This is a genomic window from Mesorhizobium sp. WSM4906 (genome assembly GCF_029674625.1).
GTDB lineage: Bacteria > Pseudomonadota > Alphaproteobacteria > Rhizobiales > Rhizobiaceae > Mesorhizobium.
In genome coordinates, this window is sequence record NZ_CP121355.1 from 4,990,097 (window position 1) to 5,010,878 (window position 20,782).

The 20,782-nt window shown below is 62.4% G+C and carries 32 protein-coding genes; 16 read left to right on the plus strand and 16 right to left on the minus strand.

Translation table 11 applies throughout. From position 1 onward, the window contains the following. Window positions 1-486 precede the first annotated feature (486 nt). Window positions 487-1,032 (plus strand): hypothetical protein, encoded by a 546-nt coding sequence (locus QAZ22_RS23985; protein WP_278203215.1) that lies wholly within the window; start codon window positions 487-489, stop codon window positions 1,030-1,032. Window positions 1,033-1,055: 23 nt separating this feature from the next. Here the strand turns inward: QAZ22_RS23985 and QAZ22_RS23990 are convergent, their stop codons facing one another. Further along, the gene (locus QAZ22_RS23990) at window positions 1,056-1,319 is read right to left on the minus strand and encodes a hypothetical protein (protein ID WP_278203216.1); all 264 of its coding nucleotides are present in this window, start codon (window positions 1,317-1,319) and stop codon (window positions 1,056-1,058) included. 178 nt (window positions 1,320-1,497) lie between these two features. Here QAZ22_RS23990 and QAZ22_RS23995 point away from each other — a divergent pair, with 178 nt between their 5' ends. Next, entirely contained in the window at window positions 1,498-1,692 is a 195-nt protein-coding gene (locus QAZ22_RS23995; protein ID WP_278203217.1) for a hypothetical protein, read from the plus strand. Window positions 1,693-1,981: 289 nt separating this feature from the next. Here QAZ22_RS23995 and msrA read toward each other — a convergent pair whose 3' ends face one another. From msrA to QAZ22_RS24015, 4 genes are all read right to left on the minus strand, one after another. Then, window positions 1,982-2,500, minus strand: a complete 519-nt coding sequence (gene msrA / locus QAZ22_RS24000) for a peptide-methionine (S)-S-oxide reductase MsrA (protein WP_278203218.1) — start codon at window positions 2,498-2,500, stop codon at window positions 1,982-1,984. Window positions 2,501-2,671: 171 nt separating this feature from the next. Then, entirely contained in the window at window positions 2,672-2,902 is a 231-nt protein-coding gene (locus QAZ22_RS24005) for a hypothetical protein (RefSeq protein ID WP_278075771.1), read from the minus strand. A 147-nt stretch (window positions 2,903-3,049) separates the two neighbouring features. After that, window positions 3,050-3,403, minus strand: a complete 354-nt coding sequence (locus QAZ22_RS24010; protein WP_278203219.1) for a hypothetical protein — start codon at window positions 3,401-3,403, stop codon at window positions 3,050-3,052. Then, complete coding sequence (locus QAZ22_RS24015) at window positions 3,396-3,911, minus strand: hypothetical protein (RefSeq protein WP_278203220.1); 516 nt, start codon at window positions 3,909-3,911, stop codon at window positions 3,396-3,398. Before QAZ22_RS24015 ends, QAZ22_RS24010 begins: the two co-directional genes overlap by 8 nt. 341 nt (window positions 3,912-4,252) lie before the next feature. On the opposite strand from QAZ22_RS24015, the gene QAZ22_RS24020 reads away from it, so the two are divergent. The 3 genes from QAZ22_RS24020 (at window position 4,253) to QAZ22_RS24030 (ending at window position 5,629) form a co-directional block, all read left to right on the plus strand. Next, entirely contained in the window at window positions 4,253-4,588 is a 336-nt protein-coding gene (locus QAZ22_RS24020; protein ID WP_278203221.1) for a hypothetical protein, read from the plus strand. Between the two features lie 135 nt (window positions 4,589-4,723). Next, window positions 4,724-5,176, plus strand: coding sequence for a hypothetical protein (locus QAZ22_RS24025; RefSeq protein ID WP_278203222.1), 453 nt, complete (start codon window positions 4,724-4,726; stop codon window positions 5,174-5,176). Between the two features lie 183 nt (window positions 5,177-5,359). Then, window positions 5,360-5,629, plus strand: a complete 270-nt coding sequence (locus QAZ22_RS24030; protein ID WP_278203223.1) for a hypothetical protein — start codon at window positions 5,360-5,362, stop codon at window positions 5,627-5,629. Window positions 5,630-5,731: 102 nt separating this feature from the next. Here the strand turns inward: QAZ22_RS24030 and QAZ22_RS24035 are convergent, their stop codons facing one another. Further along, entirely contained in the window at window positions 5,732-6,646 is a 915-nt protein-coding gene (locus QAZ22_RS24035) for an IS110 family transposase (protein ID WP_278203224.1), read from the minus strand. Window positions 6,647-7,261: 615 nt separating this feature from the next. Here QAZ22_RS24035 and QAZ22_RS24040 point away from each other — a divergent pair. Both QAZ22_RS24040 and QAZ22_RS24045 read left to right on the plus strand, forming a co-directional pair. Next, window positions 7,262-7,618, plus strand: coding sequence for a hypothetical protein (locus tag QAZ22_RS24040; RefSeq protein ID WP_278203225.1), 357 nt, complete (start codon window positions 7,262-7,264; stop codon window positions 7,616-7,618). 139 nt (window positions 7,619-7,757) lie between these two features. Beyond that, the gene (locus tag QAZ22_RS24045) at window positions 7,758-8,063 is read left to right on the plus strand and encodes a hypothetical protein (RefSeq protein WP_040975155.1); all 306 of its coding nucleotides are present in this window, start codon (window positions 7,758-7,760) and stop codon (window positions 8,061-8,063) included. Window positions 8,064-8,154: 91 nt separating this feature from the next. Here the strand turns inward: QAZ22_RS24045 and QAZ22_RS24050 are convergent, their stop codons facing one another. Both QAZ22_RS24050 and QAZ22_RS24055 read right to left on the minus strand, forming a co-directional pair. Next, window positions 8,155-8,511 (minus strand): DoxX family protein, encoded by a 357-nt coding sequence (locus QAZ22_RS24050; RefSeq protein ID WP_278207926.1) that lies wholly within the window; start codon window positions 8,509-8,511, stop codon window positions 8,155-8,157. 248 nt (window positions 8,512-8,759) lie between these two features. Then, window positions 8,760-9,551: a tryptophan 2,3-dioxygenase family protein gene (locus QAZ22_RS24055; protein WP_278203226.1), complete on the minus strand. Its 792-nt coding sequence runs from the start codon at window positions 9,549-9,551 to the stop codon at window positions 8,760-8,762. A gap of 140 nt (window positions 9,552-9,691) precedes the next feature. Here QAZ22_RS24055 and QAZ22_RS24060 point away from each other — a divergent pair, with 140 nt between their 5' ends. Then, window positions 9,692-10,159 carry an Lrp/AsnC family transcriptional regulator gene (locus tag QAZ22_RS24060; protein ID WP_278203227.1) on the plus strand — a complete coding sequence of 156 codons (468 nt, stop codon included), beginning with the start codon at window positions 9,692-9,694 and terminating at the stop codon, window positions 10,157-10,159. 1,001 nt (window positions 10,160-11,160) lie between these two features. Here the strand turns inward: QAZ22_RS24060 and QAZ22_RS24065 are convergent. The 3 genes from QAZ22_RS24065 to QAZ22_RS24075 all read right to left on the minus strand — a co-directional run bounded on the left by QAZ22_RS24065 (window position 11,161) and on the right by QAZ22_RS24075 (window position 13,017). Next, entirely contained in the window at window positions 11,161-11,520 is a 360-nt protein-coding gene (locus QAZ22_RS24065) for an SPW repeat protein (RefSeq protein WP_278203228.1), read from the minus strand. 157 nt (window positions 11,521-11,677) lie between these two features. Continuing rightward, entirely contained in the window at window positions 11,678-12,682 is a 1,005-nt protein-coding gene (locus QAZ22_RS24070) for a PAS domain S-box protein (RefSeq protein ID WP_278203229.1), read from the minus strand. 89 nt (window positions 12,683-12,771) lie between these two features. Continuing rightward, window positions 12,772-13,017 carry a hypothetical protein gene (locus QAZ22_RS24075; RefSeq protein ID WP_278207927.1) on the minus strand — a complete coding sequence of 82 codons (246 nt, stop codon included), beginning with the start codon at window positions 13,015-13,017 and terminating at the stop codon, window positions 12,772-12,774. Between the two features lie 271 nt (window positions 13,018-13,288). On the opposite strand from QAZ22_RS24075, the gene QAZ22_RS24080 reads away from it, so the two are divergent. Then, entirely contained in the window at window positions 13,289-13,642 is a 354-nt protein-coding gene (locus tag QAZ22_RS24080; protein WP_278203230.1) for a hypothetical protein, read from the plus strand. A 23-nt stretch (window positions 13,643-13,665) separates the two neighbouring features. Here the strand turns inward: QAZ22_RS24080 and QAZ22_RS24085 are convergent, their stop codons facing one another. After that, on the minus strand, window positions 13,666-14,076 hold the full coding sequence (locus tag QAZ22_RS24085) for an HD domain-containing protein (RefSeq protein WP_278203231.1): 411 nt from the start codon (window positions 14,074-14,076) through the stop codon (window positions 13,666-13,668). 235 nt (window positions 14,077-14,311) lie between these two features. Here QAZ22_RS24085 and QAZ22_RS24090 point away from each other — a divergent pair, with 235 nt between their 5' ends. Together QAZ22_RS24090 and QAZ22_RS24095 are read left to right on the plus strand one after the other, a co-directional pair. Continuing rightward, the gene (locus QAZ22_RS24090; protein WP_278075741.1) at window positions 14,312-14,515 is read left to right on the plus strand and encodes a CsbD family protein; all 204 of its coding nucleotides are present in this window, start codon (window positions 14,312-14,314) and stop codon (window positions 14,513-14,515) included. 126 nt (window positions 14,516-14,641) lie between these two features. Next, window positions 14,642-14,824, plus strand: coding sequence for a hypothetical protein (locus tag QAZ22_RS24095; protein ID WP_278203232.1), 183 nt, complete (start codon window positions 14,642-14,644; stop codon window positions 14,822-14,824). Window positions 14,825-14,856: 32 nt separating this feature from the next. On the opposite strand, the gene QAZ22_RS24100 is transcribed toward QAZ22_RS24095, so the two are convergent. Next, complete coding sequence (locus QAZ22_RS24100; RefSeq protein WP_278203233.1) at window positions 14,857-15,060, minus strand: hypothetical protein; 204 nt, start codon at window positions 15,058-15,060, stop codon at window positions 14,857-14,859. A gap of 220 nt (window positions 15,061-15,280) precedes the next feature. Here QAZ22_RS24100 and QAZ22_RS24105 point away from each other — a divergent pair, with 220 nt between their 5' ends. Both QAZ22_RS24105 and QAZ22_RS24110 read left to right on the plus strand, forming a co-directional pair. Beyond that, window positions 15,281-15,793, plus strand: coding sequence for a ferritin-like domain-containing protein (locus QAZ22_RS24105; protein ID WP_278203234.1), 513 nt, complete (start codon window positions 15,281-15,283; stop codon window positions 15,791-15,793). A gap of 87 nt (window positions 15,794-15,880) precedes the next feature. Continuing rightward, entirely contained in the window at window positions 15,881-16,246 is a 366-nt protein-coding gene (locus QAZ22_RS24110) for a low affinity iron permease family protein (RefSeq protein WP_278203235.1), read from the plus strand. Window positions 16,247-16,287: 41 nt separating this feature from the next. Here QAZ22_RS24110 and QAZ22_RS24115 read toward each other — a convergent pair whose 3' ends face one another. Further along, window positions 16,288-16,581 (minus strand): low affinity iron permease family protein, encoded by a 294-nt coding sequence (locus tag QAZ22_RS24115; RefSeq protein ID WP_347566921.1) that lies wholly within the window; start codon window positions 16,579-16,581, stop codon window positions 16,288-16,290. A gap of 55 nt (window positions 16,582-16,636) precedes the next feature. Between QAZ22_RS24115 and QAZ22_RS24120 the strand changes: the two genes are divergently transcribed. Further along, the gene (locus tag QAZ22_RS24120; RefSeq protein ID WP_278203237.1) at window positions 16,637-17,092 is read left to right on the plus strand and encodes a hypothetical protein; all 456 of its coding nucleotides are present in this window, start codon (window positions 16,637-16,639) and stop codon (window positions 17,090-17,092) included. On the opposite strand, the gene QAZ22_RS24125 is transcribed toward QAZ22_RS24120, so the two are convergent. Both QAZ22_RS24125 and QAZ22_RS24130 read right to left on the minus strand, forming a co-directional pair. Continuing rightward, a complete protein-coding gene (locus tag QAZ22_RS24125; protein ID WP_278203238.1) occupies window positions 17,049-18,050 on the minus strand; it encodes a YihY/virulence factor BrkB family protein in 1,002 nt (333 codons plus the stop codon). The genes QAZ22_RS24120 and QAZ22_RS24125 overlap by 44 nt on opposite strands. Window positions 18,051-18,452: 402 nt before the next feature. After that, complete coding sequence (locus QAZ22_RS24130; RefSeq protein ID WP_278203239.1) at window positions 18,453-18,770, minus strand: hypothetical protein; 318 nt, start codon at window positions 18,768-18,770, stop codon at window positions 18,453-18,455. A 516-nt stretch (window positions 18,771-19,286) separates the two neighbouring features. Here QAZ22_RS24130 and QAZ22_RS24135 point away from each other — a divergent pair. Continuing rightward, entirely contained in the window at window positions 19,287-19,505 is a 219-nt protein-coding gene (locus QAZ22_RS24135; protein ID WP_278207928.1) for a DUF982 domain-containing protein, read from the plus strand. A gap of 65 nt (window positions 19,506-19,570) precedes the next feature. Further along, window positions 19,571-20,473 carry an alpha/beta hydrolase gene (locus QAZ22_RS24140; RefSeq protein ID WP_278203240.1) on the plus strand — a complete coding sequence of 301 codons (903 nt, stop codon included), beginning with the start codon at window positions 19,571-19,573 and terminating at the stop codon, window positions 20,471-20,473. Window positions 20,474-20,782: the final 309 nt, after the last annotated feature.

The window sequence follows — 20,782 nt, forward strand, 5'->3', positions numbered from 1 at the left end:
ATGATTGGCCACGGCCGCGCTGCCCTGTCTTCTTCTTTGAGTTCGCGCATTTTCAACCACCGGTCGGTTGCCGGCGCGGCAATGGCCGTTAGCATCCACGGCGCGGCGAAACCTTTTGGAGGCCGCTTTGGCCGGCGCGGCTCAGGCAACACACCAGCATTGCCGCGCCGGCCTTGCAAGACCGATAGAATGTCCAACCTTGGCTAGGCATCCGGTCGAATACAACCTTAAGGTTGCATTCGAATTTTGACGATTTTGCTTGTCGCACAAAGTACCAAGCTTCCATTACGACAGCGGGGTGAAAATCGTTTCAACGAGAGAAAATTTTCATCATTTGTAATTCTGGCCATGGCAACTATGCCTTCAAGCTCTGCGAGCAAGCAGCAGCGCCCATGATCTCTGGCCCTGTACAAAAGGCCACCTTTGTTTCTTTGGAATTTTGCTACATACTGTCATCGATTCTTGAAACCGGACGGGGCGGTTTTCATGACCTGGGCGCCTGAACGCGGCCGCAACGTGCACATGCGGTATCCACCGATCGACGGGTTTTGGACCTGGGACATCAAGCGCGACCGCGTCTATGGTGATGCCAATCTGTCCGCCTATTTCGATCTCACGCTCGAGGAATTCTCGCACGGCGCGCCACTGGAACGGTGGATGCAAAGCATAGACCGGGAAGACCAGCCTAGGATTCGGCTGGCGATCCGCAAGGCCATAGAGCGAAGGTCAGGCTTCCGCGAGGTCTACAAGGTCCGCTCGGAGAAGATGGGGCTGCGCAAGATCCTGGCAGTTGGCCAATGCTATGTCGATGGCATGGGCGAGGCAGCTCTCTATCCCGGCTGGTTCGTCGACCTGACGCAGGATGCCGCGCGCGAGGAGTATTCGCTGCGCGAAATCCACAACCATGTCGAGCAGGCCAAGGAGATCGCGCAGTCGGCCGGGCACGACATGCTGTCTTACCTCCTGGACAACATCCAGGAAGAGATCCAGCAGAGACTTGGCGAGAAATCGAGGAGGCGCAAATCGTCCTGAAGCGGCTTTTCCCAGTCTCTGGGCTAGCTTCTGGGCGAGAGCCTGCTGCGCCTGTCGACCTCGGCCGTCACCATGCGCGCGAAATGCGACTGGGGCGAGCGGCGCTCGATGAGCCTGGCTCGCTCGAGGGCGGCATCGCCATAGAATTCGATCAGCACATCGGCCGCCTTGACGGCGTCGGCCTTCAGCCTACCGATATCGGCCTCTCCGCCGGAGGGTTCGCTCCTGGCAACCAAGTCAAGCATGGCTTGCAACTTGTCGGGAGTGCTGCCCTCGTCTTCGTGCATGGTCGCTATCCGATTGGATCCGGAAAAATATCGACATTTTCGCGATATGTCCAACAGCTTTGCCGATCGAGCGCAGGAGCAACCGGATATAGCTTCGCCGTTAATCAGACCACAATCTTCGTACAAGTATAGTGAGAGTATAGTGAGCCAAACTTCCCATGCAGAGATTGGGGCACCAATGAACCAGCCAAGCAAAATGGAAAACTTGCAGTTTGCGCAGGGGATCTTGCGAGAACTTCGCCAGAAGGCTGAAGCCGACGGCGAAAAGCTTCTGACCTACCTCATCGACATGGCCTATCTCGAAGTCAGCGACCGCATCCGCGCCCACTGGATCGGCAGCCACGAGAACGAGAATCGCCGGGCCAAGGGCTGAGGCCGCCAGTCGGCATCTTGCCGGCACGCTCCGGCTGACGCATGTCCCCAAAGGCTTAAAGTCGCATCGCCTGAATTCGTTTCGCCGCGACGCTTATGCATGTCGCCCAAAAGTGCGCAGCGGTTTTGGGAGAACGACATGCATCAAAACAAAGACTTAAAGCGCGTCGCCTGAATCTGTTTCGTCGCGACGCGCTTTTGAACAGCGCCCAGAACGCAAAAAAACCGCCATGCCTTTCGGCACGGCGGTGTGATCGTGGACAGGAGGCTACTTGCGTAGCCGCTATTTTCTATGATGCGGCGGCTTTTTCCCGGACGGGAAGCTTCCAGCCCGGCCGTACGAAATGGCAAGTGTAGCCGTTGGGGTAACGCTCCAGATAATCCTGATGCTCGGGCTCGGCCTCCCAGAAGGGCCCGGCCGGAGCGAGCTCGGTCACCGCCTCGCCCGGCCACAGACCCGAGGCGTCGACGTCGGCTATGGTGTCCTCGGCCACCCGCTTCTGCTCGTCGCTGGTGTAGAAGATCGCCGAGCGGTAGCTCATGCCGATATCGTTGCCCTGGCGGTTCCTGGTCGTCGGGTCGTGGATCTGGAAGAAGAACTCGAGCAGCGTGCGGAAGCTGGTCTTGGCTGGATCGAAAATGATCTCGATCGCCTCGGCATGGGTGCCGTGATTGCGGTAGGTTGCGTTCGGCACGTCGCCGCCGCTGTAGCCGACACGGGTGGAGATCACTCCGGGGAAGCGGCGGATCAGATCCTGCATGCCCCAGAAGCAGCCTCCGGCAAGGACCGCGCGTTCGGAAGAAGCCATGTCAAACCTCCTTTGGATTTCTCCATAGGTGGGGATTGTGGCCTGCTTCTTCCAGCCGCTCAAGCGATTGGAAAGGGCGGAGGAAACGAACTCAACCAAACGCAGCACAGGATTTTTGCCGATGCTCGCCGGTTGGGCAAACCAGCGAGCATCGGCAGCCTGAGGTCAGCCTCACTTGGGCCCCTTGTCGCCCCTGCCGTTGTTGCCGGGATTGCCCCGGTCATGCCCCTTGCTTTCGCCGCCGAGGCAGTTGGCGTCGCCGACGCCGCAGCAGCGGCCGGCCCAGAGCTTGTTGGTCGGCGTGTTGTCGCATTCGTATATCTGCTGGCCGGCCATCGCGGAGCCGGCCAAGGCCGAGACGGCCACGGCGGCCAGAAGTGCATTGCGCAGGATTGCAGTCATCGGAAAATCTCCATGGGTAGACGGTGTTCATTTGCACCCATGCGTCGCACCGCGAGGCGAATTGGTTCACGGAGTTTTCGGAGAAATTCCTACTGGCGGTTTCGCGATCGCCGACGGCCGACACGGATCGGCCGTGCCTGGCCGCCCTCATTCTTCCGGCGCGGACCTGAAGCGCCTCACCACCACCTCGAACACGATGTCCGAAAATTGACCGAGACTGTTCTGGTTGGCATCGAGACCCTGCGAGAATTCCTTGGGCAGCATCGTCAGCACGACCTTCAGATACTGCTCCGGCTTTTCCGCCCTGACCGCGGCGATGACGCCGGCACCATGGGCGCGAAAATCGGCGCGCAGTGCCGTGGCGAAATCGTCGCCTAGCGTCTTCCTGGAGCGCCTTTGGCGGGTGACCGGCGCGGCGGCCGGCTTCGCCCTTGCGGGTTTCGCCCTTGCGGTTCGGGCGCCGGCAACCTTGCGCCGCGCCTTGCCTGCTCCGTCAGCCATTGGCGGCCGCGTCGGCTGCCGACGCCCTGGCGGAACGAACCGCGCGCGCCTTGGCGGCTTTGCGCGCCGGCTTCTTGCGCGGCTTTGCGTGAACTCGCCTTGGCGACGCGGCCTGGTCAACCTGGTTGGATGCAGCCAGGCCAATTGGCAAGGCTGGCGGGACAGCGCCCCCCTCTGGCCTGCCCGTCCTCCGCAGCAGCTGCGCTGCAGCTGCGGAGGGTGGACCGGCCATCTCCCCCACTTGGGGGGAGATCGGCAGCTCCGGCGCTGCTGCCTTCAGCGTCGCCGCAGCGGCGGCGATCGCCGCATGGTCCAGGCCCTGGCGCGGAAAGCCGAAGCCGGCGACGGCGCCGACCGGGCCGCCGCGGACCATGCCGATGCGCACGCCCGGCGCGACTTCCTCGACGCGACCGGCACGGCGCGGCAGATGCGCGCCCTCGAACTCGCCGACGGCGCTGACGATCTCGGCGCCGTCGTCGCTGGTGATGATGGTGGCATAGCGTGGCATGGGGGCTCGGGTGTGCTGGTAATCGGAAGCGTCGCGTTCCTTCGCGCCAGCGTTTGCAGGCAGCTGCCGCAAGGCGCGACCAAAAAACAAAACCCGCCGGTCGGCGGGTCGTTGGCGCAAATCAGCACCATGAACAAAATCATAGCATGGCTGCCCTCACCGCGCAACGCACTCTAGGCAAATTTTCCTATCTCCTTCGAGCCCGCCACAACCCCGGCCGTCGAAAATGCCTGACCGGGACAGGTCGCCGCAGGTGGGCATTTTTGTCGGAACCATGGGCGGCCCGAGCGGTTGGGCCATGTCGCGACGCGACGACCTTTCGCCAAGAAAAGGAGAAAATCATGTTGAAAACCATCCTTGCGGCTTCGGCGCTAACGATCGGTCTTGCCACGGCCGCGATGGCCCAAAATGCCGGCCATATGGGCTCAGGCACGAGCTCAAGCACGGGCTCAGGCAACTCAAATGGCACGTATAGCAGTGGCCAGACGGTTGCCCCCGATACCGTCGATCCCGGCACGACCGGCAGCATCACCGGTGGCCCGACCTATGACGATGGCATGAACTCGAACGCAGACCGCAATTGCGCGGCGGGTCCGCAGGGCGCTCAGCCGGATGCCAGTAACCTGTCACCCGGTACCACCGCGCCGACCGTCAACGACAAGAACTGCGGTAAGTAAGGCCGCGATATCGTTGCAAGTTTCGTCGCAAGGGCCGTGGGGTTCGCTCCACGGCCCTTGCTTTTTGCGGCAGCGGCGCCTTTGCGGGAACCATGCCCCGTCGTGGCCGTTGCAAGAAGAAAAAGGAGAAAACCGATGGCAGACAACGACATAGGCACCGCCGGTCGGACAAGCGGCAATGGCAAGGGCACAACGAGCGCCGCGCGCAACAGAGGCGCTGCGCGCCGCAGCGCACGTGCTTCGGGCACTTCCGAGGCGGCGATGAAGAAGCAGATCGCGGAGCTGAAGCGCGAGGTGAGCCGGCTCAACCGGATGCTTTCCGATCAGGCCGAGGAGACGGCTCACGGCTGGTATCAAAGCGCTGCCGACCGCGCCTCGCACCTCTACAGCAACGCCTCCGGCCGCGCCTCGCGCGCGGCAAAGCAATTGCGCAGCCAGGCGCACAGCGTGTCCGAAACGGTGCAGCAAAACCCAGGCACCATTTCCACCGCGGTCGCGATCGGCGGGCTGTTCGGCGTGCTGATGGGGCTGGCCATCGCCAGAAGCTCGCAGCCCGAGCCTGACTGGTTCCATCGCTGGCATCGCTGAAACGCGAGGCGGGCTCGCCCGCCTCGTCGCTGTTCCACAGACCCTGGCAGGAAGGGCCAGGCGCGAGACGGGCTTGCCGTCTCGCGCCTGCCAAGAAGGCTCCGTCCGCAGCGGCCTTTGCACAGGCTGGTCATTAGCCGAACCTTATGGAATCATCCCGCATTGGAATCGCGGAGAGCGGGCATGGACAAACCTGCCATGGCATCCGTCTTTCGGATGCGGCATGTGCCAGCAAGCATTTCGGGCGTTCGCAGCCTGGGCCGGGGCCAGGCTGATCCGGTTTTCCATTCGAGGCCGCTCGGCGAAGCCATCCGCTTCATCGCCGAGGCCGACGGCCAGTACGATCTCAGCGCCGTCGCCATCTCCTACGGCGATCGCTCGACGCCGCCGCTCGGCTGCCGCGAGGCCAAGCAGCTCTGGAGCGAATATGGCGAGCGCCTGATGGAGGCCTAAAGCGTTTCAGCGTTTCACGGAAAGGCCGAACCGCTCGATCTCGTCATCTAGGCGAAATCAGCGCAAACGCCTGGGATTGGCTGAAGCCTCCCAACTTCGTCATCAACTCTGAAGGATCGAGGCGTCTCTAAGCCTAGCGTTTAGGGTGACGATGATCTTTCGCATGACGGCGGCGATGGCCACCATTGGCTTCTTGCCGTTGGCGCGAAGGCGTTTGTAGAAGGGTGCGAACTCGCCCCTTCCGGCAGCGGCGTGCAAGGCGGGCATGTAGAGCATGCTCCTGACCTCTGGTCGTCCGCCACGGATTTTGCGGTAGCCGTGTTTTTGGCCACTGTCGTTTGGATGAGGCGCGAGCCCTGCAAGGGCTGCAGCCTTGCGGCGTGTCATGGACCCCAGTTCGGGCAAGGTGGCCAAGAGCTTGGCCGCCACGATCGGGCCGAGACTGTCCATGGCCGTGCAGATGGCTGCCCGGTGCTTGAGGGTGGTGCTGTTGGCGACGAGCTCGCGGATGTCGGCCTCGATGGCCTTGATCTGATTGTCGATGGCTTTGATCAGCGCCTTGAAGGAGGCGGCGAGCTCGCGGCCGCCGGGAGCCTTGAGGCGGTTCTTCTCGGCGCCCCTGAGGGCTATGAGCTCCTGGCGGCGGCGGACCAAGGCGCGCAGGCGGATCTCCTCAGCGTCTGGAGCCTGCCACAGGCACAGCTTATCCCAGCGCTCACGGCCATAGGCCCAAAGCATGCCGGCATCGATGGCGTCGCTCTTGCCGTGCGTGCCGTAGGAGCGGATGAAGCTCTTGACCTTGAGCGTGTCGGCACGATGGCAGGCGATACCGGCGCGCAGGCACTCCTCGAGCAGCAGGCTTTCATGGCCGCCGGTCGGCTCGCACACGACAAGGTCGATGTGTTTGTAGCTCTTGAGCAAGGCACGGATCGTGCGCCGCTGATTGGCGATAGTGCGGGTGGTGGCGCCGTCACAGACGGTGATGGTGTCCTTGGCGATGTCGAAGCCGAGGCACAATTGCGGTTGTGATGCAGGAAGGCCATGCTGGTGGTATCCTTAAAGGGCTTCGGATTGTTTGCGGGCGTGGCGTGAGCCGGCGGCCAATCAACTCTCCAAGCGATGGCGGACAAAGACGGCAGGGACCTTGATGACGTCGGGTGCTACCCGGTCCCAGGGACGGTCGCCTGCCGCCGGGACTGCTGGCTGTGATGGGCCGCAGTCCCGGCCGCCAAACTACCCGATCCTTCTCAAACAATCCTAGGGCGGAGCAGGAGCGAAGCTCCGTCGCGGAGACCATGCCGTGACATCGGCCATAGAGTGCGGCAGTGCAGAATTCCGCACCGTTTTCAACACTTTAACGTCACGGCATGGATCCTCGGGTCAGCCCGAGGATGACGAAGCGATGGGGCGTCTCGGCCAATCTCCAAGGCATGCGGCCTGCCAAGGCAACATAGCCGACCGGCCAAAATCCCTGTCGAGGAACTAGACCTCGCCGGCGGCTCGTGGCGCCTTCGCCCACCGAGAAGTCGTAGAGTAGTGACCTCGCTATTTTACTTGGAACTCATCTGAGCCGCCTTGTTCGCGTCATGGAATTTTGCTCGGTTCGGGCGCGATTTGATTTCAGGAGGACGGATGCGTTTCGAAATGCGTTTTGGCGCGGTGCTGCTCGGCGCCTCAGTTCTGGCCGGCTGCACCAGCGCCAAAGAAAGCCGATGGAACAGTGCGCAAGCGGCGATGCAGGGCAGCCCTGCCTTCAAGCGAGGCATCATCGCCGACTGCAACAAGCAGGTGGGGTCAGAACAACTGAAGGACAGGCAGGCTGTGGCAAGGCTCATGAACGTCAGCGTCGCGCGCGCTCCAGCCGCGTTCTGCAGCCGGTTCTTCAATGCTTGGGCGAGCGGCCGCCTCAGCTATCGGGACGTTCAGGGCATCCATTCCCAGACGGCCGCCAACAGCCGCTTCGTGCGCATCCTGCAAGGCAGGCAATAGGGGCCGCCCGGTCCTCGCTGTCACGCCGAAACGGCCCAGCCAGCTGGTCGGGACCGATCCCGCGGCGGCACCAAGCATCGTACCGGATCGGAAACGCGGCTCGCGCGTTTTTGAGGCGAGGTCAATGGGAGGAAGCGCCATGAACGTCGCCAATCTGCAACTCGAGGGCCTGCTGATGGCCGTCGCGGCAATCAATCACGTGCTGGTGCGCAAGGGTGTGCTGACCGTCGAGGAGATCGACATCGCGCTGCGCAAGGCCGAGGCGGTCGAGACCGGCGAGGACCGGTCCGAGGGCATGTCGGCGTCGAGCCGCGACGCCGTCAACTTCCCGATCCGCCTGCTCGAGCTCGCCAACCAGTGCCAGCCCGAAGCGGACATGCCGTCCTTCTCCAAGCTGGCGCGCATGGTCGGCCAGATGAAGGAGCCCTACAACGACCAGATGTGAGGTCGAGGAAAGCGGTTTCCAGGCAAGGTCGGCGCTGCCCCTCATCCGCCCTTCGGGCACCTTCTTCCCGTGAACGGGGAGAAGGGAAAACCTACGCCTTGCCCGGCCAGCCTTGACGGAACGCCAGCACGCTGCCCGGGCCGTGCGCTGCGGCGAAGAGCAGGCCGGCGGCGAACGGGAAATGGGACATGAAGGCGCCGAACTCGGCCTGGTTGCCGGCCCAGTGCGACGGGCCGTGGAAGGCAAAGCCGAGGAAGAGCACGTAAATCGCGGCGATCAGCGCGGCCGGGGTGAAGAAGGCGCCGGTCAGGAAGGCGATCACCAGCAGCGTTTCGAGGATCGCGGCGCACCAGGCCAGGAACAGCGGGAACGGGAAGCCGGCAGCGGCGATGTAGCCGGCGGTGGCCCCCATATCCATGAACTTGAACGCCGCCCCCATCGCGAACATGGCGGCGAAGATCAGGCGGGCGATGAGAATGGCGGCTGTCTGCCAGGTCGATTGCGTTTCCACGTTTGTCCCTCCGGGTTGAAGCGGTCGATATGCTCCAAGGACGGACGACGGGCGATGGTTCCGACAAGGGGTGGAAATTTTCTCCCCTTCTCCCCTTGTGGGAGAAGGTGGATCGGCGCGAAGCGCCGAGACGGATGAGGGGTGTTCCAGCGGAGTGAGGCGTCGGCGTTCCCTGGAATACCCCCTCATCCGGCCGCTTCGCGGCCACCTTCTCCCACAAGGGGAGAAGGAGAACGGTGCGGCGGATGGCTGATCGAGTCCCGCACGGTGCCGTAGGCCGCGCCCCAGCGGTCGGTCATGTCGCAGCGTATGTCCCAGAGCTCGGGGAAGAAGCGGTGGCGGGCGCCGCCTTCGAGGATTTCCACCGGGCGGCCTTTCAGCGACTTGGCGCCGAGCCCGATCGAGCGGTGGATGAGATAAAGGTGGTTGGCGCGGAATTTCTGGAACAGCTCGTCGAACTCGATCAGCGCCTCGGCCACGACGTAGGCATCGCCATGGTCGTAATGGGCGTCATAGATGTCCTCAACCGAGAGCTCGTGGCTATCGAGATAGGCGTGCTTGAAGGCCCGCCAGAGATCCGGCGGCAGGCGCAGGATGAGCTTGAAGCCCGGCGACTCCTGGCCGCTGCCGTTGCCGAGCTCGAGGCGGATCTGCTGGTACTCCTTGGGCGACATCGTCTCCAGGAGGTCGAGCTGCGCCGTCATCATGCGCACCAGCCGGTGCACGCGGCCCATGAGGGTGACGATGCGGTGGGTATTCTGCTTCTCCAGATAGTCGAGGACGTCGACCAGCGTGTAGGCGATGAGCTTCATCCACAGCTCCTCGACCTGGTGCACGATCTGGAACTGCAGCTCGTCGGCGTTGACCATGTCGGCGAGCGGCTTCTGGGAGGCGAGCAGTTGGTCGCATTTGAGATAGACGCCGTAGTCGCGCATTTCGGGCGCCTCGATGCGGGCGTGATAGTCCGACTTGTCCATGGCTGATCTCCTCGCACGGCATGGTCCGGCAGATAGCCAAGGATAGCGCTTTCGGCTTGAACATTGTTCCTTTCTGTTATCCAAATGATGAAAATCGGAGGACGATCGCCGTCAATTTTCGCGATATTGGAGAACGATATATGTTGGATGCGCTTGACCGCAGGATCGTGGCAGCCCTCGAGCGCGACGCGCGCATCTCCTTCGGCGAACTGGCCGAGGAGGTGGGCTTGAGCAAGACGCCGTGCTGGAAACGGGTGAAGGCGCTGGAGGATGCCGGCGTCATCCGCGGCTATTCCACCCGCATCGATCCGGCGGCGATCGGCTTCGGCATCGAGGCCTTCATCCAGGTGTCGATCGACTTCGAGGTCTCGGACGCCTTCGAGGCGGCGGTGAAGAGACACCCGCTGATCCGCCGCTGCTACGCCACGACCGGCGAGGCCGATTATCTGTTGCAGATCGTCACCGTCGACATGAGGGCGCTGGACAGGATGCTGCGCGAGGAGCTCAGCCGGTTGCCCGGCGTGCGCCGCACCGTCACCTCGATGGCGATGCGCGAGATCAAGTGCGACATCTCGTTCGCCGACGCGGCGGGGCATGCGCTGAGGTAGGCGCAGTGCCGAATAATCGAGACGACGGCGGGACAACGCCCCCCTCCGTCCTGCCGGACATCTCCCCCACTTCGTCTAGGGGATGCATACATTTCCAAGCGGCTGGTCTTTGGCGATAGCGTGCATGGCAGCTTGGCGCATGCATTGTCTAATGTAGCGCTGGTCGACCCCCACTCCGTCTCGGCTTCGCCGAGCCACCTCTCCCCCGATCGACGGGGTAGAGGAAAGGCGCCAAGTTTTTGCCGTCAATGCTTGTCCAGCAACGCTCCCTTCCTTTCCCTCCGGAGGGGGGAAAGGTGGCGCTGCGAAGCAGCGACGGATTGGGGGAACCACGCGGCAATCAAGCCTCAGGTCGATCAATAGTCACAGAAGATGTGTGCATAGCGTAGCCCACTTGGGGAAGATCGGACGTCACGCCGGCTTTCGCCAATCACCAACATTGCAGGAAGAGCGCCGACCGAGAAACTGCCAATCTCCCCCCTTGTGGGGGAGATGTCCGGCAGGACAGAGGGGGGCGCGAAGGAATGCTACGGTAGTGTTTCGGAGGTCACGTCAACAGAGGTTGGTCCGTCCCGGTCTCGCGCCGCCTCTTCCTTCTCCGCGTCGGCCTTGCGCTTCGGGCACTCTTCGAAATCATGGTCGCGGCCACCGCAATAGGAGCAGCATTTGGCGGGACTGTCGGGGTGGAGCATCGGAGCCATTCCCAAGAATGCACGAAAAAATTTCCGATTGCAGCAATTGCGTGAGGTCGCAAATCGCCGTTCAGCCCCGATGCCCCGATATGTTTCTCAGGCAACTCCGGACGGAAAACCGCGGCACACTTTTCCTGGAATTGCTCTTTTGCTTTTGCGCAATTCCGGACGGAAAACCGCGGCACACTTTTCCTGGAATTGCTCTTTTGCTTTCGCGCAATTCCGGACGGAAAACCGCGGCACACTTTTCCTGGAATTGCTTTTAAAGGAGCTCGCCGCTTGCGCGGCGGGCTCCCTTTCAATCACCGCTCACGCATGGGCGTGTGGATGACGGACGTCCCAGACGGCCCAGGCCGATGCCGCGACCACGAGCACGCCGAGGACGACATGCGTGATCATTACGTTCCTGTCGGCCGCGAAGCCCAGGAACCAGGGCGACACGATCAGCCAAAGCCCGAGGACCATATTTACCCATTCCTCCCATTCAGCGAACACCGAAAGCGTTGCCAGGGCAAGCGCACCGAGCAGGACGCCGACAATCCAGGCGTTCCACGCGGGCATCATTGCCGCGGTGAATCCGATGACCCAGGGTGAGATGAACAGGCAGATAGCGAGGACCAAGGTTACCCAGTCCTTGCTCTTCCTTTCTTCCATCAGTTTGCTTGCCATGACAACCTCCATCGATGAAGCTTGACAAAAGCAACTGCATCGCGTGCGACGCGCACGCTCTGTTAATTGATGTAATACACTTTTACGAACCTGCAAGGGAGGGACTTGCGCAGCCATGGGTTGCGTAGCCCCGATGCCAGACGGCAAATACCCCCTCTCAAACGCTGAAGTCGCCTTCGTTCTCGACGCCGAGCTGCGGCACGACGATGGCCTCCAGCGGCGCCGTCAGCGTCCATTTCATCTGGCCTGGCGAGCGTTCGAGGCTGGACGAGCCGCCGAGCGCTTGCGGCGCCACACGCTGCAGCACCACCGTGCCAAAACCCTTGCGCGTCTCCTCATTTGGCTCGCCATTGCCGGCATCGGCATTCGACGTCTCCTGCCAGACAAGGTGAAACCGGCGCCGCGCCTCCGGATCGGTCTCGACCGTCCAAGTGATCTCGACGCGACCGCCCTCGCCTGCCAGCGCACCATATTTCGACGAGTTGGTGCCAAGCTCGTGGAAGGCCATGCCGAGATTCTGCACGGCGTTCGACTGCAGCGTCAGCAAGGGACCGGAAAGCGAGATGCGCTCCTCATGGCCGAACGGTTTCAGATGTTCCTGGATGAGGTCGAACAGGCTCGCTCCCGCCCATTCCGAAGTCACAAGAAGATCGTGCGAGCGCGACAGCGCCATGATGCGGGCGCGGATCATCTCCTCGAACTCGCCGGGGCTGGCGGAGCGCTTGTTGGTTTCCCGCACCATCGACAGGATCACCGCGAACTGGTTCTTCACGCGGTGGTTGACCTCGCGCATCAAGAGCCGAATGCGGCGCTCGCTTTCCTTGGCGGCGGTGATGTCGCGGGCGATCGTGGAGGCGCCGACAATATTGCCGGAAAGGCTCCTGATCGGCGACACCGTTATCGAAACGGCAAGCAGTGAGCCGTCCTTACGCCTCCGCATCGTGTCGAAGCTCGCCACGCCCTCGCCGTTGCGGATGCGGCCGATGATGTCGGCTTCTTCGTCATGCAGATGCTCCGGGATGAGGAGCAGCATCGATCGGCCGATGGCTTCTTGCGCGCTGTAGCCGAACATGCGTTCGGCCGCGCGGTTCCAGTCGGTGATGACGCTGTTCAGGTCTTTGCCGATAATGGCGTCGAACGAGGAGTCGACGATGGCCGCCAACCGCGCATTTGCGCTGGCATCTTGTGATTCCCTGCCCCCGGATTTCGCCATGGGCGTTAGCTAGCGCGACTGGGGGTCAAGGCAAGCGCCTAGGCCTTGGAACGGTCGGGAATATCGCCGTTGGCTTTTTCAGGAGCCAGCACGCCGAAATCCTGTGACTTCACCCCAGCCTCGGCAGTCAGGAAGCCGTCCGACGCAAGACCTCGGCGCAGCAATTCACGCACCGCGGCAGAACGGCTCGGCATGCGCTTTTCGAAACGCCAGTTTTCCAGCGCCGCCAACTCCTCGTCGGTCAGCATGATCTGCAGCCGCTGCGGCCGCTCAAGCTCAGCCACTTTTGCCTCCACCACAGACGTTCAACACCACAAAATGAGTAAGTGCCTCACTTTGAGTAGAACTAGGGTTGGCCGCATAAGACGTCAAGGAGGGCCGATGCGTGAAGGGAGACTGGCACCAACGATACCAACGATGCTGCGAGACTGCCTTTGACACCTTATACTAACTTACTGATTTATTTAATGATTTTAAGATTTGTGTATTGCCATCCGCTCGCTTCGGGCACATTGTACCCAAAGAGGGACGCCCGCCGTGAAAAGGAGGGTTCCAATGTTACGCGGATTTTCCGACCGGTTGCGCAACGACGTCCATTGCAAGGTCCAGCAGGCCCTGTGGGCGGACGGGATTGTCAACATCATCAGGTTGTCGGAAGAAGTCAGGCTCGATAACGTCGAGGAGAACATCGCCCGCGAGGACATCGAGAGTTTGGTGCTGCAGGTGGCACAACTCTATGGCGCGGCCATTGAGTTCGACGATGAGGCGCGGACGGCGCTCGACCTGCCCGACCCCTGTCCAGCCGATAACCGCAACGATCTGGAAAAGGCGTTGAAAGAACGGTCGCCGCTTTCGGACGGCCCAACGAATCTGCTGCACGTGACGACAAGTGCTGACGGGCGGGGCTAGCGGTTGGAACCGACGCCCGGCCATCAGCCGTTGGCCTGCTCATCCAACAGGCGCAGTCCGGTTTCATATTTCCTCGGCTCGATGCCCATCTGGTGCGCCTGCCACAAATTGTCCCTGAGGTCTGCTTGCTTGACCGGCCTCGCCAGCGGGTTCGCCGCGGCGCGAGAGATGAAAGCCCGTTCGCCTTCGTCCAGCCGCCTCGTCAGCGCGTCGACCGCTGCGACCACTGGAAAGCCGAAGCCTGCCGTCTCGAGCCGCTCGAGCGTCCAGCCCTCGCCTTTCTCAACCACGTCGTGCAGGTAGGCGACGGTCTTTTCGTCGAGCGTTTCGACGGCGTCAGCAACGCGCCTCACATGTTCGATGTAGGGACGGCCGGTCTTGTCCTTCTGGCCGCGGTGGACGTCTTCAGCGATCTTCGCTGCCTGGTAAAGCATGATCTCCTCTCTCTATTTGGAAGCCCGCCCCGGAGGGGACGACCGGAGCGGGCTGGGCCGGGCTCTGGATACCCGATCCGGCAGCGCGCCTTTCGCGGGGATGTGGGGAATGCGCGCCGTACTGCAAACAGGAACATCAGCAGCGTCTAAATGTTCCTTCGCTGCCGGCCGAAAAACAGGAACCTGCGGCCGGCGCCGCCGTTAGCTCATTGTGCGAGTAAAGGAGGTCCGCGCCATGGATTGGAACCGCGTCGAAGGAAACTGGAAGCAGGTCAAGGGCAAGGTGAAGGAACAGTGGGGCAAGCTTACCGACGACGACCTCGACCGCATCGCGGGCAAGCGCGACCAGCTCGAAGGCAAGATCCAGGAACGCTACGGCATCGCGAAGGACCGTGTCCGCCGCGACGTCGACGACTGGGCGAGCCGCCAAGGCTGGTAGCGCCCGCGGTCCGGATGAATCAGTCCGCAGCCCCTCACCGGGCTGCGGTATCGAAAGTCAGGAATTTTGATTTCCGAACAATGGTGCCATATTAGCCGACTAAGTGATTCATGGCACGCTGAACCGATGGCCAAGAAGAAGAACGCACCCAGCCCAACCGTCGTCACGGCGACATCCGCCGCCGAGGCCTATGAGGCGGCCTACTTCGCCCGCAAATGCGGCCTGACCCCAGAAGAGGCGCTGCGGCTGATGCGCGAGGCGGCGGCACCAGCACTCAAGACATCCGACAGCAGAAAGCGCAAGGGCTAGCCAAAACGAAAGCATCTGTGCGGTATAGTCGTTCAGGTCGGCAGGCGATTGTTATGGTCCTTCGCGAGTTTCCTTATTGCCCTGAGAAAGATCGGGGCAGCGAGATCGCATCTGTGCCGCGACGGGCCATTGGTATGGATGACGATTTCGGCCTGCTTCAAAGTCATGCCGTGCTTCTGAGCAAACTCGAGGGGTTCATAGGCTTGCTCCCACCCCGGCCCTGTCTTCAGCATCATAACGTTCCTCCCGCTTGATAAGTCAGGCAACGCGTTCGGCTCGACAAGGTTTCAATGGCGTACTGAGGGCAGCCATTGCGGGCCTCGGCCACCCCGAGCACCGAAACAGGCAGTCAATAACAAAAGATCGTTTCCGGGATTCTCCTGGCCAAAATTCTTTCTGGAACAAGTCGTTTCGGATCGAGTTGAGGCTGACCAACCCCACCAGGAGATCTGAGACATGGCGAGCACGAAAACAGCCTCGAAGAAAGGCCTGAACGAACTTTTCCACGACACGCTGAAGGACATTTACTTCGCCGAGAAGAAGATCCTCACGACGCTGCCCAAGATGGCCAAGGCAGCGCAGGACGACGCCCTGAAGACGGCCTTCGAAAAACATCGCGTCCAAACCGAGGAACATGTGGCTCGGCTCGAGGAAGTGTTCGATGTGATCGACAAGAAACCCGTCGGCAAGACTTGCGCCGCGATCATGGGCATCACCGAGGAAGGCGCTGAGATCATGGAAGAGTATAAGGGTTCCCCTTCCCTCGACGCCGGCCTGCTGGCGGCGGCGCAGGCGGTCGAGCATTACGAAATCTCGCGCTACGGCACGCTTCGGACCTGGGCATCCGAACTCGGCCTGGCCGAAGCTGTCAACCTTCTCGACAAGACGCTCGCAGAGGAAAAGGAGACTGACGCGGCACTTACCGAGCTTGCCGAATCGGCCGTCAACGTAGCGGCCGAAGCGGCTTAGGGTGGAGGGAGGAATCTTCCCTCAATCCTGCCCCTTTCCCGAGGCCTGGGATTCACGTCCCAGGCGGGCGCGATTTGAGACCGTCACATGGAAAAGGCATTCAACCGGATGGCGGAGGCCGTTGCCCGCGCTACCGGCAGGCAGTGGGCCTTTGCTCTCTGCCTGGCATCAGTTCTGATCTGGGGAGGAACCGGGCCGGTGTTCCACTACTCGGAGACCTGGCAGCTCGTCGTCAACACCGGCACCACGATCATCACCTTCCTGATGGTATTCCTGATCCAGAACACACAGAACCGCGACGGAGCCGCCGTGCAGGCCAAGCTCGACGAATTGATCCGCTCCGGCCACGCCAAGAATGATTTCATCGGCATAGAACATCTCACGGAAGCCGAGGTCGAAGAGCTCCGCGCCCGCTGCGCCGAGGCAAGGAGAAGGCAGATGGCCGACGCCTAGAGAAAGTTCAAAGGTTGACGGCAGCGCGATCGGTCGGTTGTTCACCGGGACGCGGGCCTGGAAGCGCTCACGCCAGCCGCGGCAGCATGGGTTTCGATATTCTCCAGTTCCTCGTTTATGCGCTCCGGCGATTTATGCTCTAGGCCGACAACCTCGTTGCGGGCGGCCTCCAGCGCAACGATGATCTCGTTGAGCTTGGCCTGCATGGCGGCCGTATCGCGCGCGTTCTGGATCAGCACGACGCCGGTGAGTCCTAATGCCGAGATCGAGACGATATAGGTGCCGAGAGGGGCGCTGGCGACAGCGACACAAATCAGCGCGGCTGTCAGCAACACATAAAGTCCCCATGGTCGGGAAAGGAACTCGGCAAGGACGTAAAGCGGTCGATGCATGGAAGCCCTGTCACTTCGCGGCGAAGGCCTGCACCTTTTTGCAAAGCGCAGGCTCGACCGGACGTATCGGCCGGCCGGCAGCTACCTTGGAGGGACACTGCGAAGATGGAACTTCAGTAGAGGGTGTTTGTTCCTCATGGCGAAAGGGCGGCTTCTCCAAATGACCAGACCGTCGCTGCATCTGCTCAAGGGCATAGGCTATATTGTCTCGACGATCAGCGTGGCCTTGCTGGCGATCGTCAGTTGGGAGAGCGCGTCGAAAAGTCCGCTGCTGACCGGCTGCCTGCTCGGCGGCGCCGCCACGTCGATCGCCGGCATGTTCTGCCGCTGGCTTTCCTACGAAATCGAAAAGCGTCAGGAGGAGCGGCAGGACCGAAAAAAGCCAAGCCTCGGGTCACCGGCGAGCAGCGTCACCCCTGCCTCCACCGCCGGAACCCCGAGACCAGCACCGTGATCAGACTGCTGAGAAGGATCCATAGGACAACCTCGCCCTCCGATATACCCAGCTTGGATGGACTGTCCGACCGTGGCGTTTTACCGCTCGCCGCCACCACCGGCGCGAGATCCCGCTGGCTGCCGCTCCGCACCGAATAGGCGCGGGTGATCTCGGCGCCGAAGAGGAATATCTGGGCCGAGTAATAGACCCACAGCAGCACAACCATCAGCGCGCCGGCAGCGCCATAGGAGGTGGCGATGGCGCTGGTGCCGATGTACCAGCCGATCAGCGACTTGCCGATGGTGAACAAAAGCGCGGTGACGATTGAGCCGACGCCGACGTCGCGCCATTTGAGCGTGCGGTCCGGCAGGACCTTATAGATCGCCGCAAAGAGCAGCGCGATCAGCACAAAGGAGACGACGGTGTTGATCGAGCTCACGATCAGTTCGCCGAACGGCAGACGCCGGTTGATGTATTCGCCCAGCGCCGAGATCGCCGTGCTTGCGGCAAGCGACACCAGAAGCATGAAACCAAGAGCCGCCACGAGGCCGAGGCTCGCCGCCCTCGCCCGCACCAGGCGCGAAAGCGAAACACCATTGGGCTTGACCTTCCATATCTGATTCAGCGACTGCTGCATCTCGCCGAAGACGCCGGAGGCGGTGACAAGCAGCACCACCAGCCCGATGACGGTGGCCAGCGTGCTGGAACCGCGATGCGAGGCAGTCTCGATCGCTGCCTTGAGGAGGTCGGCGCTTTGCGGACCCATCACGCCCGCGAACTCGGCCGTAAGGGCGAGCTGAGCGGCGTCGTTGCCGATGACGATACCCGCGATCGCCACGACGATCAGAAGGATCGGCGCCAGCGAGGTCGCGGCGTAGAAGGCCATCGCCGCGCCATGACTCAGCGCATTGTCGTCGAGATAACCGGTGATGCTCTCTTTCAGCAGAACCCGGGCTTCCTGGAACCAGCGCGGCATGTTCCTCACCGCCTATCTCGGACGGGAGATGCAGGTTCGAATGCCGGACGTCTTGCCATGCACGCTCGCCCGAATTGGAGCGGGCCGGGTGGGACAAGAGCTCGACTGCCTTTTCGTTGGCCAGGGTATGAAGCCGGAAAAACCACCCTGTTCTCTTTGCCACCAGGTCCGGCTGACGCGGCCCGCAAAGGTCAATCCGGCGCGAGCCGGATGGTTCCGCGCCGGTGCCGCCGACACAGTGCAATGAGGCAAAGTTTGTCGGGTCCGTGTCCGGTGGTAAAAAACCGCCCCGGATGGGAGAGCCGGGGCGGCAATTGTGGGAAGCAGTTCGGGTATTCGGGAACTACGCAGGCAACAACTCGCCTGCGCGGGAAAAGTTTCACGCCAGGCCGATGCGGCGTTCTATTTTGACGGCTGCGGCGGGATCTCGCCCGGCTTGATCACAGGCATTTCACTGCCGGTGGGAGGCGGGATGGTTGCGTTCTTGTCGCCGGTGGGCGGCGGCTTCAGCACGCCGCCGCAGGGTGCCAGGCTGCCGGAAAGGTTGTTGGACTGACTATCGGCCTGGGCTTTCGGCTGCTGGCCGTTCTGCTTCGGCATTGCGTTGTCATCCGGCTTGACCTGGCAGTCCTCGATCTGCGGATTCTTCGGCTGGGTCTGTGCCACGGCAGTCATTCCCGACATCAGGACGATGGCGAGGCCAAGAAGTGCTTTCTTCATTGGATCCTCCTCAGGTTCAGTAACCCCCGATGATCGGCAGGATCTCGCCGGTGATGTGACTGGGCGGGCTGGCGTTCCGGCGCCAAACCGCGACGTCGCGCCATCTTCGCGGTCTCGGTTTTTCGATCGGATGCTGGTCGGCATCGTCATCTCCTGAGACACAACGCACGCCGGTGGAAAAGGTTGGCCTTCGTTCGGCCTGGCGGTCGCCCCCCGTCTGGCACAGCCCATCCGCCAGCGAGCAATATGTTGCCTGCCCCTGGGTCTGCCCGGACCAATGGGATGCAACCGGCCGCGGCATCTTCGTTTATGGCGATCCAAATCTTTGTGGTGGCAACATGAAACCCGTTCGCACGAACAATCCGCTATTCATCCTGGCTGCCGCGGTACTGACCGCAGCGCCGTTCGTCGGCCTCGCCTGGCGCGCGCATGAATGGTTCGGATGGTGACTGGCAATGAGCCGCTTCCTGCCGCTCACCATCCGCTTCGCCAACGATCGCCGACGCGCAGAAGGCGCTGAACGGGGCATGGAAAGACAAAGAGGCGCCGGACTATCTCGCCGCGACACGGCTGGTGGACGACGCCGTGGCAGGCATCTGCCGGCCGGCGGTTGCCTTCGCCGCCTTCAAGAAGGCCGCCGCGCAACAGGGCCTGCTGAAGCCGGCCGACCCAAGCGCGGCGCTCTCGATGCTCGATGCGCTATCGTCGCGCGCCGGCAAGGGTCCGCCGGGTTGAAGCACGCCCAGCGGCCTCGGCAACCATCCGTGACCTTGGCCGTTCCGTTGCCGGAAAGGCAGAACATGTTCGAAGGGTTTGAAGTCGCCGAAGTCGACACGGGCGAAGCGCGCATTTTCATTCGCCGGGCCGGCAGCGGACCGGGGCTGCTTCTGCTGCATGGCTTTCCGGAAACGCATCTGATGTGGCGCGACGTGGCGCCGAAGCTCGCCGACCGCTTCAGCGTCGTCTGCGCCGACCTGCGCGGCTATGGAAGAAGCTCCTGCCCGCCGTCCAGTCCGGATCATGCTCCCTACGCCAAGCGCGCCATGGCTGCCGACCTTGCGGCGCTGATGACGAAGCTCGGCTTTTCGCGGTTCATGGTTGCCGGGCACGATCGTGGCGGGCGGGTCGCCTATCGGCTGGCGCTCGACCATCCCGACCGCGTCGAGAAACTCGCCGTACTCGACATCATCCCCACCGCCGATGCCTGGGACCGGGCCGACGCCCGGCTGGCGCTCGGCTATTGGCCATGGTCGCTGCTGGCGCAGCCTGAGCCGCTGCCGGAGAAGATCATGGCGGCGGCCGCCGATGCGATCGTCGACAACGCCCTGGGAGGCTGGGGCTCCTCGCCCGACGTGTTCCCGACCGCGGTGAGGCGGGCTTACGTCGGGGCCTTGTGCGACGCGGTCCATATCCATGCCATCTGCGAGGAATACCGGGCCGCGGCGACGCTCGACCGCGAGCATGACCTTGCCGATCGATCAGCCGACCGGCGCATCGCCTGCCCGGTGCTGGCGCTCTGGAGCGGGCACGGCGCGCTCTCCGAATGGTATGCGGCCGAAGGCGGCCCGCTGGCGCTGTGGCGAGAGTGGGCGGACGATGTGCGGGGCGGCGCGGTACCCGGCGGTCATTTCTTTCCAGAGGAATTGCCCGACGAGACAGCCGCCATGCTCGGCGATTTTCTGCTGCCGGCCAGATCAGCATGACGTTTGGTTGAACCGCCGTCCTGATCTAGCAGTCAGAGTCTGACGCTTGGTGCCGGGTCGTAGGCCCGATCAGGATGGAACTCCCCGTCGCCTGTTGCCGATAGGAACGAGCAAGGTGCGCGAGAAGCGGCCAGCGCAACGACTATCATCGAACGACCGAAAACGGGCCGAGGCCGGTCTGGCAGCTTCCGGCTAGGTGGAGCGGAAAAGCAGCCATTTCCATAGGGAACTAATGCTACGTCGCGAAAACACGGCGAACTCTGGGCTGAACCGTAAATGCCTTGCCCCAAAGTCGGCTAAAGCGAGTGC

Excerpts from the sequence above, each read along its gene's own strand:
- QAZ22_RS24085 (WP_278203231.1), bottom strand. The coding sequence starts at position 14,076 with ATGCTTTACCAGGCAGCGAAGATCGCTGAAGACGTCCACCGCGGCCAG.
- QAZ22_RS23990 (WP_278203216.1), bottom strand. The coding sequence starts at position 1,319 with ATGCACGAAGACGAGGGCAGCACTCCCGACAAGTTGCAAGCCATGCTT.
- QAZ22_RS23995 (WP_278203217.1), top strand. The coding sequence starts at position 1,498 with ATGAACCAGCCAAGCAAAATGGAAAACTTGCAGTTTGCGCAGGGGATC.
- msrA (WP_278203218.1), bottom strand. The coding sequence starts at position 2,500 with ATGGCTTCTTCCGAACGCGCGGTCCTTGCCGGAGGCTGCTTCTGGGGC.
- QAZ22_RS24110 (WP_278203235.1), top strand. The coding sequence starts at position 15,881 with ATGGAAAAGGCATTCAACCGGATGGCGGAGGCCGTTGCCCGCGCTACC.
- QAZ22_RS24030 (WP_278203223.1), top strand. The coding sequence starts at position 5,360 with ATGGACAAACCTGCCATGGCATCCGTCTTTCGGATGCGGCATGTGCCA.
- QAZ22_RS24100 (WP_278203233.1), bottom strand. The coding sequence starts at position 15,060 with ATGATGCTGAAGACAGGGCCGGGGTGGGAGCAAGCCTATGAACCCCTC.
- QAZ22_RS23985 (WP_278203215.1), top strand. The coding sequence starts at position 487 with ATGACCTGGGCGCCTGAACGCGGCCGCAACGTGCACATGCGGTATCCA.
- QAZ22_RS24020 (WP_278203221.1), top strand. The coding sequence starts at position 4,253 with ATGTTGAAAACCATCCTTGCGGCTTCGGCGCTAACGATCGGTCTTGCC.
- QAZ22_RS24125 (WP_278203238.1), bottom strand. The coding sequence starts at position 18,050 with ATGCCGCGCTGGTTCCAGGAAGCCCGGGTTCTGCTGAAAGAGAGCATC.
- QAZ22_RS24080 (WP_278203230.1), top strand. The coding sequence starts at position 13,289 with ATGTTACGCGGATTTTCCGACCGGTTGCGCAACGACGTCCATTGCAAG.
- QAZ22_RS24090 (WP_278075741.1), top strand. The coding sequence starts at position 14,312 with ATGGATTGGAACCGCGTCGAAGGAAACTGGAAGCAGGTCAAGGGCAAG.
- QAZ22_RS24140 (WP_278203240.1), top strand. The coding sequence starts at position 19,571 with ATGTTCGAAGGGTTTGAAGTCGCCGAAGTCGACACGGGCGAAGCGCGC.
- QAZ22_RS24105 (WP_278203234.1), top strand. The coding sequence starts at position 15,281 with ATGGCGAGCACGAAAACAGCCTCGAAGAAAGGCCTGAACGAACTTTTC.
- QAZ22_RS24055 (WP_278203226.1), bottom strand. The coding sequence starts at position 9,551 with ATGGACAAGTCGGACTATCACGCCCGCATCGAGGCGCCCGAAATGCGC.
- QAZ22_RS24025 (WP_278203222.1), top strand. The coding sequence starts at position 4,724 with ATGGCAGACAACGACATAGGCACCGCCGGTCGGACAAGCGGCAATGGC.
- QAZ22_RS24130 (WP_278203239.1), bottom strand. The coding sequence starts at position 18,770 with ATGAAGAAAGCACTTCTTGGCCTCGCCATCGTCCTGATGTCGGGAATG.
- QAZ22_RS24065 (WP_278203228.1), bottom strand. The coding sequence starts at position 11,520 with ATGGCAAGCAAACTGATGGAAGAAAGGAAGAGCAAGGACTGGGTAACC.
- QAZ22_RS24005 (WP_278075771.1), bottom strand. The coding sequence starts at position 2,902 with ATGACTGCAATCCTGCGCAATGCACTTCTGGCCGCCGTGGCCGTCTCG.
- QAZ22_RS24095 (WP_278203232.1), top strand. The coding sequence starts at position 14,642 with ATGGCCAAGAAGAAGAACGCACCCAGCCCAACCGTCGTCACGGCGACA.
- QAZ22_RS24040 (WP_278203225.1), top strand. The coding sequence starts at position 7,262 with ATGCGTTTCGAAATGCGTTTTGGCGCGGTGCTGCTCGGCGCCTCAGTT.
- QAZ22_RS24050 (WP_278207926.1), bottom strand. The coding sequence starts at position 8,511 with ATGTTCGCGATGGGGGCGGCGTTCAAGTTCATGGATATGGGGGCCACC.
- QAZ22_RS24045 (WP_040975155.1), top strand. The coding sequence starts at position 7,758 with ATGAACGTCGCCAATCTGCAACTCGAGGGCCTGCTGATGGCCGTCGCG.
- QAZ22_RS24015 (WP_278203220.1), bottom strand. The coding sequence starts at position 3,911 with ATGCCACGCTATGCCACCATCATCACCAGCGACGACGGCGCCGAGATC.
- QAZ22_RS24060 (WP_278203227.1), top strand. The coding sequence starts at position 9,692 with ATGTTGGATGCGCTTGACCGCAGGATCGTGGCAGCCCTCGAGCGCGAC.
- QAZ22_RS24120 (WP_278203237.1), top strand. The coding sequence starts at position 16,637 with ATGGAAGCCCTGTCACTTCGCGGCGAAGGCCTGCACCTTTTTGCAAAG.
- QAZ22_RS24010 (WP_278203219.1), bottom strand. The coding sequence starts at position 3,403 with ATGGCTGACGGAGCAGGCAAGGCGCGGCGCAAGGTTGCCGGCGCCCGA.